The sequence below is a fragment of the Pseudarthrobacter sp. 01T43 genome, assembly GCF_056398665.1.
In genome coordinates, this window is record NZ_JBFTPV010000001.1 from 274,261 (window position 1) to 286,202 (window position 11,942).

General features: G+C 65.4%; 11 protein-coding genes. 6 read left to right on the forward strand and 5 right to left on the reverse strand.

The window, feature by feature from the left end; genetic code table 11:
- Window positions 1–4: 4 nt before the first annotated feature.
- The 4 genes from mmsB to AC1DIM_RS01275 all read right to left on the reverse strand — a co-directional run bounded on the left by mmsB (window position 5) and on the right by AC1DIM_RS01275 (window position 4,402).
- Window positions 5–943 (reverse strand): 3-hydroxyisobutyrate dehydrogenase, encoded by a 939-nt coding sequence (gene mmsB / locus AC1DIM_RS01260; protein WP_477708676.1) that lies wholly within the window; start codon window positions 941–943, stop codon window positions 5–7.
- Complete coding sequence (locus AC1DIM_RS01265) at window positions 936–2,021, reverse strand: enoyl-CoA hydratase/isomerase family protein (RefSeq protein ID WP_477708677.1); 1,086 nt, start codon at window positions 2,019–2,021, stop codon at window positions 936–938. Before AC1DIM_RS01265 ends, mmsB begins: the two co-directional genes overlap by 8 nt.
- Window positions 2,021–3,520 carry a CoA-acylating methylmalonate-semialdehyde dehydrogenase gene (locus AC1DIM_RS01270; RefSeq protein WP_477708678.1) on the reverse strand — a complete coding sequence of 500 codons (1,500 nt, stop codon included), beginning with the start codon at window positions 3,518–3,520 and terminating at the stop codon, window positions 2,021–2,023. Before AC1DIM_RS01270 ends, AC1DIM_RS01265 begins: the two co-directional genes overlap by 1 nt.
- 93 nt (window positions 3,521–3,613) lie before the next feature.
- On the reverse strand, window positions 3,614–4,402 hold the full coding sequence (locus AC1DIM_RS01275; RefSeq protein WP_477708679.1) for an IclR family transcriptional regulator: 789 nt from the start codon (window positions 4,400–4,402) through the stop codon (window positions 3,614–3,616).
- A 196-nt stretch (window positions 4,403–4,598) separates the two neighbouring features.
- Here AC1DIM_RS01275 and AC1DIM_RS01280 point away from each other — a divergent pair, with 196 nt between their 5' ends.
- The 4 genes from AC1DIM_RS01280 (at window position 4,599) to AC1DIM_RS01295 (ending at window position 7,791) form a co-directional block, all read left to right on the forward strand.
- The gene (locus AC1DIM_RS01280) at window positions 4,599–5,318 is read left to right on the forward strand and encodes a CoA transferase subunit A (RefSeq protein WP_477708680.1); all 720 of its coding nucleotides are present in this window, start codon (window positions 4,599–4,601) and stop codon (window positions 5,316–5,318) included.
- A gap of 75 nt (window positions 5,319–5,393) precedes the next feature.
- A complete protein-coding gene (locus AC1DIM_RS01285) occupies window positions 5,394–6,119 on the forward strand; it encodes a CoA transferase subunit B (protein WP_477708681.1) in 726 nt (241 codons plus the stop codon).
- Window positions 6,116–7,300, forward strand: coding sequence for an acetyl-CoA acetyltransferase (locus tag AC1DIM_RS01290; RefSeq protein ID WP_477708682.1), 1,185 nt, complete (start codon window positions 6,116–6,118; stop codon window positions 7,298–7,300). The genes AC1DIM_RS01285 and AC1DIM_RS01290 overlap by 4 nt, the downstream gene beginning before the upstream one ends.
- Window positions 7,301–7,587: 287 nt before the next feature.
- Complete coding sequence (locus tag AC1DIM_RS01295) at window positions 7,588–7,791, forward strand: cold-shock protein (RefSeq protein ID WP_013599688.1); 204 nt, start codon at window positions 7,588–7,590, stop codon at window positions 7,789–7,791.
- A gap of 100 nt (window positions 7,792–7,891) precedes the next feature.
- Here the strand turns inward: AC1DIM_RS01295 and AC1DIM_RS01300 are convergent, their stop codons facing one another.
- The gene (locus tag AC1DIM_RS01300; protein WP_477708683.1) at window positions 7,892–9,088 is read right to left on the reverse strand and encodes an acyl-CoA dehydrogenase family protein; all 1,197 of its coding nucleotides are present in this window, start codon (window positions 9,086–9,088) and stop codon (window positions 7,892–7,894) included.
- A 98-nt stretch (window positions 9,089–9,186) separates the two neighbouring features.
- On the opposite strand from AC1DIM_RS01300, the gene AC1DIM_RS01305 reads away from it, so the two are divergent.
- Complete coding sequence (locus AC1DIM_RS01305) at window positions 9,187–10,992, forward strand: AMP-binding protein (RefSeq protein WP_477708684.1); 1,806 nt, start codon at window positions 9,187–9,189, stop codon at window positions 10,990–10,992.
- A 112-nt stretch (window positions 10,993–11,104) separates the two neighbouring features.
- A complete protein-coding gene (locus AC1DIM_RS01310; protein ID WP_477708685.1) occupies window positions 11,105–11,911 on the forward strand; it encodes an exodeoxyribonuclease III in 807 nt (268 codons plus the stop codon).
- Window positions 11,912–11,942: the final 31 nt, after the last annotated feature.

The following is an 11,942-nucleotide window of genomic DNA, read 5'->3' on the forward strand; positions in this document are numbered from 1 at the left end:
AACGCTACGTGGCGGACTTGTCCCGGATGTCGGTGATGATGCCCGAGAAGTCGCGTCCCGCGCCGGCCCCGGCCGCGAACTCGTCGTAGATCTTGGAGGCCAGCGGCCCCAACTGGGCGGCGACGCCGGTGCTTTCCAGCGCATTGAGGGCGAGCCGCAGGTCCTTGGCCATCAGCGCGCCGGCGAATCCGGGCTGGTAGTCGCGGTTCGCCGGGCTGGTGGGCACGGGGCCGGGAACGGGACAGTTGGTGGTCAGCGCCCAGCATTGGCCGGAAGCGTTGGCAGCGACGTCGAACAGCGCCTGGTGCGTCAGGCCCAGCTTTTCGCCGAGGACGAACGCCTCGCTGACGGCGATCATGGACACACCCAGAATCATGTTGTTGCAGACCTTCGCGGCCTGCCCCGCACCGTGGTCCCCGCAGTGCACAATGCGCTTTCCCATCAACTCCAGGATGGGCTTCACGGTCGCGAAGTCTTCAGGCAGCGCACCCACCATGAACGTCAGCGTGCCGGCTTCGGCACCCACCACTCCGCCGGAAACCGGTGCATCCACGGAGCGGTGCCCGGCCTCCAGCGCGATCGCTGCGGCCTCGCGGGCCTCGTCAACATTGATGGTGGAGCAGTCCAAAAACATGGTGTCCGGTGCCGCAACTGACAGCAGGCCTGGCGCGCCGTCCACGCCGCGGTAGAGGTCCAGGACATGCTGCCCGCTGGGCAGCATAGTGAGCACGACGGCGGCGGCGGCCACCGCTTCCGCCGCGGAAGCGGTCATGGGCACGCCGTGAGCTTTGGCTGCCTCGACGGCCGCCGGCACGGGATCGTAGCCCACCACGCTGTGCCCGGCCTTGATCAGGTTGGCTGCCATGGGGCCGCCCATGTGGCCCAAGCCGAGGAAGGCGATGGTCCCCGTAGCTGCGCTGTCAGAAGGTGCAAGCTCAGACATGGTCGGACTCCTTTGAGTGCAGGTTGAGCTCACGGTCGCCGAGCGGCGCGAAGTAGCGGTCGACGTCGGCCGCGGTCACTTCAGCGAGCGACGCCGGCTTCCACTTCGGATTGCGGTCCTTGTCCACTACCTGGGCGCGGATGCCTTCGCGGAAGTCCGGCCCGGCGAGGGAGCGCACACCCACACGGTATTCCTGTGCCAGCGCTTCCTCGAGCGAGAGCCCGCGCACGCGCCGCAGCGATTCGAGCGTGAGCTTTACGGCCGTGGGTGACTTCGCTTCGATGGTGGCGGCGGCGTCCGCCGCTTCCCCTCCGAAGGCGCGAAGTTGGTGGACAATCTCCTCGGCGTCGTCGGTGGCATAGGCAGCATCGATCCACTCGCGCTGTTCCTCCAGCGACGAGGCCGGCGATTCCCGGACAAAGCGCGCGACGGCGGCTGCCGCTGTCGAGCTTTCCAGCGCTTCGGCCAGCGCGGGAAGGTTTTCGGACGGCACAAAGTGGTCTGCGAGGCCCAGGAAGAGGGCGTCAGCCCCGCTGAGGTGGGCGCCCGTGAGGGCGGCGTGCGTGCCCGATTCCCCCGGCGAGCGGGACAGCAGGAGTGTGCCGCCGACGTCGGGCACAAATCCGATGGTGGTTTCCGGCATGCCGGTGCGGGTGCGCTCCGTGACAATGCGGACCGAGCCGTGCGCCGAGATCCCCACGCCACCGCCGAGCACCAGCCCGTCCATAAAAGCCACGTAGGGCTTGGGGTATTCGGCGATGAGCAGGTTCAGCCGGTATTCCGCCGCCCAGAAACCGGCGGTGGCGCTTCCTCCCGCCAGCATGTCCCGATAAATGGCCACAATGTCCCCGCCGGCACACAGTCCGCGGTCCCCGGCGCCGTGGACGAGGACCGTGGCCACAGCATCGTCGCCAGCCCAGGCGGTGAGCTGCTCCAGCATGGCTTCCACCATGCCGGCGTTCAGCGCGTTAACGGCCTTGGGGCGGTTGAGGGTGACGACGCCGAGCCGGCCGCGGCGCTCGAACAGGACTTCGGCGACCGTTTCGGCGGTTTGCTCCAATCCGGGGGAACCCGTCATCAGCTGCCAGCCGGCATCACGAAGCTGGCACCCTGGCGGATGCCGGAGGGCCACCGGGTGGTGACCGTTTTGGTCTTGGTGTAGAAGCGGAATGCGTCTGCGCCGTGCTGGTTGAGGTCCCCGAAACCGGAAGCCTTCCAGCCGCCAAAGGTGTAATAGGCGATGGGCACCGGGATGGGGACGTTGATGCCCACCATTCCCACCTCCACGCGGCTGGCGAAGTCGCGGGCGGCGTCGCCGTCCCGGGTGAAAATCGCGACGCCGTTGCCGAACTCGTGCTCGGAGCAGAGCCGCAGCGCCTCGTCGTAGTCGGCCGCGCGGAGGACGCTCAGGACCGGGCCGAAGATCTCTTCCTTATAGATCTTCATGTCCTTGGTGACGTTGTCGAAGAGCGTGGGGCCCACCCAGAAGCCGTCTTCGTAGCCTGCCACGGTGAGCCCGCGGCCRTCAGCCACCAGCGTTGCGCCTTCATCGATGCCGGACTGGATGTAGCCTTCGATCCTGTCCTTCGCAGATGCCGCCACCACCGGGCCGAAGTCCGAGTCCTTGTCCAGGCTGTGCCCCACCTTGAGCCCCTTGATCCGGTCGGTGAGCTTGGCCACCAGAGCATCGGCTGTTTTCTGGCCCACGGGCACCGCTACGGAGATGGCCATGCAGCGTTCGCCGGCAGACCCGTACCCGGCACCTATCAGGGCGTCGGCAGCCATCTCCAGGTCGGCGTCGGGCATGATCACCATGTGGTTCTTCGCCCCGCCGAAGCACTGTGCGCGCTTGCCGTGCGCCGCCGCAGTGGCGTAGATGTACTGGGCGATCGGCGTGGAGCCCACGAAGCCGATCGCCTTCACCCGCGGGTCCTCAAGCAGCGCATCAACGGCTTCCTTGTCCCCGTTGACCACGTTGAACACCCCGTCCGGCAGCCCGGCCTCGCTGAACAGCTCGGCCAGGCGAAGCGGTACGGAGGGATCGCGCTCGGAGGGTTTGAGGATGAAGGCGTTGCCGGCGGCGAGCGCCGGACCTGACTTCCACAGCGGAATCATGGCGGGGAAGTTGAACGGCGTGATGCCGGCGACGACGCCGAGCGGCTGCCGTAGTGAGTGGACGTCGACGCCGGTCCCGGCGCTGTCCGAGAACTCGCCCTTGAGCAGGTGCGGGGCGTTGGCGGCGAACTCCACCACTTCGATGCCGCGCTGGATATCGCCCTTGGCGTCCGGAAAGGTCTTGCCATGCTCGGAGGACAGCAGCGTGGCCAGTTCGTCCATGTTCTCGTTGACGAGGTCCACGAACTTGAGCAGAATCCGGCCGCGGCGCTGCGGGTTCATGGCCGCCCATTCAACCTGGCCCTTCTCGGCGTTCGCGATGGCGTTGGCCACCTCTTCCTTGCTGGCCAGCGGCAGCCTCGCCTGCACCTGGCCGGTGCAGGGGTCAAAGACATCGCTGAACCGCCCGGACGTGCCGTCGACCCGCTGGCCGCCCACGTAGTGTGAAAGTTCGTGCACCATCGAATGCTCCTTCGCATGTGGTCATCTTTGAACCCGAATCTACTCGGACTTCCTACTAATTTCTAGGGGGCGTTCCGGCCGGCGGACCGGGCCTCAGACGGAAGCTGCCGGCCTCCCGACGGGTAGCTTGGCGCTCATTCGATGGGCTTCCTCCATCAGCAGTTTGCCCAGGAACTCCTGCCGCTCCGGGCGGAACCGTGGCTCAATACCGGTCAGCGACAGCGCTCCGACGGGGCGCCCCTGCTGGTCGAACACGGCGGCCCCCATCCCCCAGCTGCCCTCAAGGATCAATCCGGGATTAACGGCATAGCCGTGCAACCGGGTCCGCTCGAGGTTGCTGGCTACTATGTCCTGTCGGTGGCCCGTGGCAAAGGTTCCGGCGTGCTGATCCCAGTCCGACAGGATCGCCGCCTGTTCCTCCCCGGGCAGGAAAGCCATGATGGCGGTCCCGGCTGAGGCAACGCCCAGGGGAAACCGGACCCCCTCATGCAGGACGAAGGAGCGCACCGGAAAGCTGCCCTCCTCGCGCAGGACGCAGACCGCTTCCTGGCCCCGGCGGATGGAGTAAAAGGCGCTCTCCCCGGTCTCCTCGGCCAGCCGGCGCAGGCTGGGGCGGGCGATGTCTTCAAAAGGGAAGCGGGCGGCGGCCACGGATCCGAGCAGGAACATTTCCGGGCCCAAAATCCAATTGCCGCTCCGGGCATCGTGGTCCAGGAGCCCCTCGGCGGCAAGGGAAGTAAGGAGCCGGTGGACGGTGGGGCGGGTCAGGCCGGATTCGCGGACCAGGCCGGTGAGGGAGCTGCCCTCAGGCTTTTTGCCGACCAGGCGAAGCAGCGACGCCACCCGCCCCACCACCTGCGTTCCCTGGACTGAACCTGTCACGTAACCCTCCGCTACAAAAAATCCTCCACAATGTGGACACCCCCCAGCCTACCGTCCACGCTATGAACTATCCGCTGGAACGGGCCGTTTGAGTGATTGACCTGCCTCCGGGCCACCCCTAGGCTCCTTCATCAGGCCAACTGTCCACAACGTGGATTACCTACAAGCTCTGACCGCTCAATGATGAGGAGATGGAATGTCCAAACTCAAATCCAACGCCGCCGCTGTCCTGCAGGATCTGCTCCAGGACGGCATGACGCTGGCCGTCGGCGGTTTCGGCCTGAGCGGCATCCCGGCAGACCTGATCGAGGCTGTCCGAGATTCCGGGGTCCGCGAGCTGACGGTCGTGTCCAACAACATGGGCGTGGACGGAAAAGGCTTGGGCATCCTGATTGAGTCCGGCCAGGTTCGCAAGGTCATCGCCTCCTATGTGGGGGAGAACAAGCTCTTCGCCGAGCAGTACCTCGCGGGACAGCTCGAAGTGGAGTTCACTCCACAGGGCACGCTGGCCGAACGCCTCCGCGCCGGCGGCGCCGGCATCCCTGCGTTCTTCACCAAGACCGGTGTGGGCACCCTTGTGGCCGAAGGCAAGCCGCTGGCAGAGTTCGACGGCGAAACGTACGTCCAGGAGCGCGCCATCCGCGCCGACGTCGCACTGGTCCACGCGCACACCGCAGACACGGACGGGAACCTGATCTACCGCTACACGGCCCGCAACTTCAACCCGGTGGTTGCCACGGCCGGGGCTGTCACCATCGCTGAGGCCGAAGTCATCCTGGAGCCCGGGGCGCTGGACCCCAACCACATCGTCACCCCGGGCGTCTACGTCCAGCACCTCGTCCAGGCCAGCGACAGGGTCAAGGACATTGAGCAGCGCACTGTCCGCACCCGGACAGCAGCCCCGGTCCCGGCCTGAGCGTCCTGACCGCGCGCCGCACACCCCCCGCGAACCACCACCAAGCACGCAAACTTTAGACCCAAGGAGAACCCCATGGCCTGGACCAGGGATGAAATGGCTGCCATCGCGGCCGAGGAACTGAACGACGGCGACTACGTGAACCTGGGCATCGGCATTCCCACGCTGGTGGCCAACAACCTGCCCGACGGCGTCCGCGTGGTCCTGCAGAGCGAAAACGGCCTGCTGGGCATGGGCCCGTTCCCGTATGAAGGCGAGGAAGATGCCGACCTCATCAACGCCGGCAAGCAGACCGTCACCGTGCTCGACGGCGGCAGCATCTTCGACTCCGCCACGTCCTTCGGGATGATCCGCGGCGGCCACGTGAAGGTCGCCATCCTGGGCGCCATGCAGGTCTCCGGCAACGGCGACCTCGCCAACTGGACCATTCCCGGCAAAATGGTCAAGGGCATGGGCGGCGCCATGGACCTCGTGGCCGGCACCCCGCGCGTGGTGGTCCTGACCGAACACAACGCCAAGGACGGCACGGCCAAGATTGTCACCAAGTGCACCCTGCCGCTCACCGGCCTGAGCTGCGTGGACCGGATCATCAGCGACCTCGCGGTCTTTGACCTGGTACAGGGTGAGGTGGACGCCGAACGGAAAACAGCCGGGCGGCGCCTCACGCTGACCCGCCTCGCACCCGGCGTCACCGTGGACGAGATCCGAGAGAAAACCGAGGCCGCCTTCACGGTGGCCCTGGACTCTGACCCGGACGAGCCGGGCATCGATGAATCCGCCCTGGAAGGAGTCACGGCATGAGCCTGCAGGAACAGTTCGGCAAGGATGTGCTGCTCACGGGGTGGGGCCATAGCCGCTTCGGCAAACTGACGGACGAGACCCTCGAGTCCCTGATCGTCCAGGTGGCCACCGAGGCCATCAGCAACGCCGGCGTCGAGGCCGGCCAGATCGACGAGATCTACCTGGGCCAGTTCAACTCCGGCATGATGCCGCTGGCGTTCCCGTCATCCCTGGCGCTGCAAGTCTCGCCTGACCTGGCCAACGTGGCCGCCACCCGTGTGGAGAACGCCTGCGCCTCGGGTTCGGCCGCGTTCCAGCAGGGCACCAAATCGCTGCTGGCCGGCACGGCGAAGACCGTCCTGGTGATCGGCGCCGAGAAGATGACCCATGCCGGCGCCGATGTGGTGGGCGCCGCCCTGCTGGGCGCTGATTACGATATGGCCGGCCAGACCTCCACCACCGGCTTCACGGGCCTGTTCGCCGACGTCGCCAAGCATTACCAAAAGCGCTACGGCGCGGTATCGGATGTCCTCGGCACCATCGCGGCGAAGAACCACCGCAATGGTGTGGACAACCCGTATGCCCAGCTCCGCAAGGACCTCGGTGAGGAGTTCTGCCGCACCGTCTCGGACAAGAACCCCATGGTTGCCGATCCGCTGCGGCGCACCGACTGCTCCCCCGTGTCCGACGGCGCCGCCGCCGTTGTGCTCTCCACCTCGCCAACAGGCGGGGCAACTGCACCGGTGCGGCTCGCGGGCTTCGGGCACGCCAACGACTTCTTCCCCGCCGAACGCCGGGACCCCACCGCTTTCGCGGCTACGCGCATGTCCTGGCAGCGCGCGCTGGCGATGGCCGGCGTCGGGCTTGAAGACCTGGATTTCGCCGAAGTGCACGACTGCTTCACCATCGCCGAGCTGCTGATGTACGAGGCCATGGGACTAACCGAACCCGGTCAGGGCGCGCGTGCCGTGACCGAGGGCTGGGTGTTCAAGGACGGCAAGTTGCCCATCAACGTCTCCGGCGGGCTCAAGGCCAAGGGCCACCCGGTGGGCGCCACCGGCGTGTCCCAGCACGTCATCGCCGCCATGCAGCTCACCGGCACAGCCGGGGAGATGCAGCTCGCCAACCCGCGCCGTGCCGCGGTGCAGAACATGGGCGGGGTAGGCATCGCCAACTACGTCAGCGTCCTCGAGGCCGCCTAAACCCCCTATCGATTGCTCCGTAACGGCCGTTTAGAGTCGTCAAAAGGGCCGTTACGGAGCAATCGATGGGTTGGTCACCACCGGCACCCTCGCTTCGCGGGCTGCCCCTGCAGGGTCAGGGAATGGCTCGTAATCCAGGCACCATTTCAATAACAGGAGTGACAGTTGATGACCGCAGCTATTGCACGGCCACCGTACACCCCCTAGGTTTGAGAGTGCGGACCACAGTTTCCGCGTCTGCCTGCCGTCCGAGCAGGACCAGAAAAGGGTTACAAAGGAAGTTAGCAATGGCAACAGGCACAGTTAAATGGTTCAACGCTGAAAAGGGCTTTGGCTTCATCGCTCCGGACGACGGATCCGCCGATGTTTTCGCGCACTACTCCGCAATCGCCAGCAGCGGCTACCGCTCCCTGGACGAGAACCAGAAAGTCGAATTCGATGTGACCCAAGGTCCCAAGGGCCCGCAGGCAGAGAACATTCGCCCGCTGTAAGGTTCTGATTAACTGCCCTGACCGTGCTGCGAAGCATGCTCAGGGCAGTTTTTTGTTAAGCGAATACTGCTTACTAAAGTGGGCGCTTTAGCGATTCATGCTAAACGAACGCGGATTTCCCCGTGACGGCCCGGCCCACGATCAGCGAATTGATTTCGTAGCTGCCTTCATAGGTATAAAGGATTTCGGCGTCACCAAAAAGCTTGCCCATTTCATAGTCGGTGCTAATGCCGTTGCCGCCCAGGAGCGACCTTCCCATGGCAACTGAGGAGCGGGCCAGCCGGGTGCAGGTGGATTTCGCCATCGCCGCCTGCGCCATCTCCAGTTTTCCGTCCGTTTGGATCCGGGCGAGCTGGGCCATTAGGGCCAGTGAGGCGGACGCGTTGCCCAGGATTTCCGCCAACTGCTGCTGGACCAGCTGGAAGCCCGCCAACTCCTTGCCGAATTGCCGGCGTTCCAGGGCGTACGCGCGGGCGATGTCGAACGCTGCCAGCTGAATACCCGCACCTTGCCACCCCACCCACGCCCGGGAGTCCCGCAGGAGATCGTTGGCTTTGGCGAAGTCCGTGGCGCCCGGCAGCATGTTGGACTCGGGAATCCTGACGTTGTCCAGCACGATGTCGGCATTCTGCATGATCCGCAGGCCGATCTTGTTGGCAATCTTGGTGGCCCGGTAGCCGGGACGGTCAGTCTCCACAATGAAGCCCTTGATCTGGCCGTCCGCCTGATCCCGGGCCCAGACCAGCGCAAAGTCCGCGATGGTGCCCGAGCCGATCCAGCGTTTGGCGCCGTTAATGACCCATTCGTCGCCCTCCAACCGCGCGGACGTTTCGAGCCCGCCGGCAATGTCTGAGCCATGCTCCGGCTCGGTCAGGGCGAACCCACCCAGCTGGGTGAACGCTGCCAGGCCGGGCAGCCACCGCTGCTTCTGCTCGTCGGAGCCCAGTGCGTCGATCATGCCCACGATCAGCTCGTTGTGGATTCCTACCAGGGCGGAGAGTGAAACGTCCGCCCGTGCCACTTCGACGTACATGAGGCCCTTGAAGAGCTTCGAGGTGCCGTCCGTCTGCAGTTGCCCCAGCCCGCGCTTGCCCAATTCAGCCACCAGCCCGAAGGGAAATTCCTCGCGGTTCCAGTAATCGATGGACGCAGGCCGTACCGTGGACTGGAGAAACGCCCTGGTATCCAGGTACCGCTCGCGTTCCGCGGCCGGCAGGAGGTCCACTATGTACATAAGGTCGGCATCGGGAAACGGCGGGAGGTCTTTCACATCAAGCTCACGTCCTGGTGGCTGCATGGCCTGCGTCCCTTCGGTCTTCCAAACTCTTGGATGTCCTAGTATATTGCAAAGGGTCGGGTATTAGTGATGCGCATCACGTGGCGAAAGGTCTCTCCTTGTCAGTGACCGATGATTTCCGGGAAGCACGGGACCACCTGCTGGCACTCCGTTCCGACTACCACCGCGCCAGGCGTGAATTCCGGTGGCCACAGTTTTCGGAGTTCAATTTTGCCCTCGATTGGTTTGACCAGATCGCCGCCGATCCTGCGAAGGCCAACAACCCCGCACTTGTGATCGTGGAGCAGGACGGCTCGGCGACTCGCCGGAGTTTCGCCGATCTCGCCGCGCGGTCCAACCAAGTTGCCAACTGGTTGCGGAGCCAGGGCATGCGCCGGGGCGACCGGATGATTGTGATGCTGGGCAACCAGGTGGAGCTGTGGGAGCTGATGCTTGCGGGGATCAAGCTCGGCATTGTCCTGATCCCCACCACCACGCTGATGGGCCCCGCGGACCTGGCCGAACGCGTGGAGCGCGGCGAGGCGGGCTGGGCCGCCGTCGGGCATTCCAATATCGGCAAGTTCGCCCGCGTTCCCGGACATTACCGCCTCATTGAGGTCGGCGAGCGCGGCACAGCCGCCCAACCAACAGCCACCGCCGGCGCACCCGCACCCGGTTCCACCGCACCAGCGCTCCGGTACGCGGACTCGACGACGGCGCCAGTCACCTTCGAGGCCGGCGCCCCCACCAGGGCGGACGAGACACTCTTGCTCTACTTCACGTCGGGGACGACGTCCAAGGCCAAGCTGGTGGAGCACACGCATACGTCGTATCCGGTGGGGCATCTGTCCACGATGTACTGGATCGGCCTGGAACCGGGTGACGTCCACCTGAATGTCGCCTCCCCTGGGTGGGGTAAACACGCGTGGTCCAACTTTTTTGCCCCGTGGATCGCGGAGGCGTGTGTTTTCGTCTACAACTACGAACGGTTCGATGCCCGTGCCCTGATGGAGCAGATGGACCGTGAAGGCGTCACCAGCTTCTGCGCCCCGCCCACGGTGTGGCGCATGCTGATCCAGGCGGACCTGAAGCTGCTCAAGACCCCTCCCATCAAGGTGGTCTCGGCCGGTGAGCCGCTGAATGCCGAGGTCATCGACCAGGTCCAGCGCGCTTGGGGCCAGACAATCCGCGACGGCTTCGGGCAGACCGAAACCACGGTCCAGGTGGCCAACACACCGGGCCAGCCGGTAACCATCGGTGCCATGGGCCAGCCGCTCCCCGGCTACGACGTGGTGCTCGTGGACCCAAACACCGGGGAGGAAGCCGACGACGGCGAACTGTGCCTCCGCCTTGACCACCGGCCCGTCGGCCTGATGAAGTCCTACTACGGCGACGCAGCGAAGACCGCAGATGCTTTCCGCGGCGGCTATTACCACACAGGCGACATGGCCAGCCGGGACAAACGGGGAACCATCACGTACGTCGGCCGGGACGATGACGTCTTCAAGTCCTCGGACTACCGGCTCTCGCCGTTCGAACTGGAGAGTGTGCTCCTGGAGCACCCTGCCGTGGCCGAAGCCGCGGTGGTGCCGTCACCGGACGCGCTCAAACTGTCCCTCCCAAAGGCCTACGTGGTTCTGGTCGCAGGACTGGAGCCGGGACCCGAGTTGGCGGAGGACATCCTGCGGTACTGCCGTGAACACCTGGCACCCTTCAAACGCATCCGCAGGCTCGAATTCGCGGCGCTGCCCAAGACCATCTCGGGCAAGATCCGCCGGGTGGAGCTGCGGCAACGCGAGGAATCCAGGCACGGCACCGCTGCCAAAGAGCCGGCAGGAAAGACGCCGGGGAAGGCCGCGGGGAACGCGGTTGCCAGCTTTGGAATCGAGTACTCCGACGCAGATTTCCCGGGGCTGAAGAGCTGAAGCGCCTTGACTGGGGAGCTCAAACGCCCGGGCTGAAGGACGAAGCCGTGCCCGGGCGGACCGCGCCCCAGGGCTTTCCCTGCATGCGCACGGCCAAGGTAAGTTAGGGACTGTGAAGATTGCTACCTGGAATGTGAACTCCCTCCGTGCCCGCGCCGACCGTGTCGAGGCCTGGCTGCAGCGCAGCGACTGCGACGTCCTGGCCATCCAGGAAACCAAGTGCAAAGACGAAAACTTCCCGTGGGAGCTGTTCGAACGCATGGGTTACGAGGTGGCCCACTTCGGCGTCAACCAGTGGAACGGTGTGGCCATCGCATCCCGGGTGGGCCTGGAGGACGTGGAACGCACGTTCCTGGACCAGCCACCGTTCGGCAAAGAAGGCAAGGACCCCGTCCAGGAGGCCCGTGCCATGGCTGCCACGTGCGGCGGTGTCCGGATCTGGAGCCTGTATGTGCCCAACGGCCGATCCCTTGACGACGAACACATGCCGTACAAGATCAAATGGCTCGAATCCCTCAAGGACCATGCCCAGAGCCTGGTCACCGCCCACCCGGACGCCCAGGTGGCGCTCATGGGCGACTGGAACATCGCACCGTTCGACGACGACGTCTGGGACATCGACCTCTTCGTCAATAACAGGTACACCCACGTCAGCCCGCCGGAAAGAGCTGCGTTCCACGCCTTCGAAGAGGCCGGATACAAGGACCTAGCGCGCCAGTACACCCCCGGACCCGGCGTCTACACCTACTGGGACTACACCCAGCTGCGGTTCCCGAAAAAGGAGGGCATGCGCATCGACTTTGTGCTGGGCTCCGCCGCTTTGGCCGCCCGGGTCACGGGCGCGGCCATCGACCGCGAGGAACGCAAGGGCAAGGGCGCTTCGGACCACGCACCGGTCATTGTGGAGCTGGCTGACTGATGGCCACTGCCGGGGCCCGGGAAGGGGGACT

Bases quoted from the DNA above. Each gene is read 5' to 3' on its own strand.
- mmsB (WP_477708676.1), bottom strand. From the start codon at position 943: ATGTCTGAGCTTGCACCTTCTGACAGCGCAGCTACGGGGACCATCGCC.
- AC1DIM_RS01265 (WP_477708677.1), bottom strand. From the start codon at position 2,021: ATGACGGGTTCCCCCGGATTGGAGCAAACCGCCGAAACGGTCGCCGAA.
- AC1DIM_RS01280 (WP_477708680.1), top strand. From the start codon at position 4,599: ATGTCCAAACTCAAATCCAACGCCGCCGCTGTCCTGCAGGATCTGCTC.
- AC1DIM_RS01285 (WP_477708681.1), top strand. From the start codon at position 5,394: ATGGCCTGGACCAGGGATGAAATGGCTGCCATCGCGGCCGAGGAACTG.
- AC1DIM_RS01290 (WP_477708682.1), top strand. From the start codon at position 6,116: ATGAGCCTGCAGGAACAGTTCGGCAAGGATGTGCTGCTCACGGGGTGG.
- AC1DIM_RS01295 (WP_013599688.1), top strand. From the start codon at position 7,588: ATGGCAACAGGCACAGTTAAATGGTTCAACGCTGAAAAGGGCTTTGGC.
- AC1DIM_RS01300 (WP_477708683.1), bottom strand. From the start codon at position 9,088: ATGCAGCCACCAGGACGTGAGCTTGATGTGAAAGACCTCCCGCCGTTT.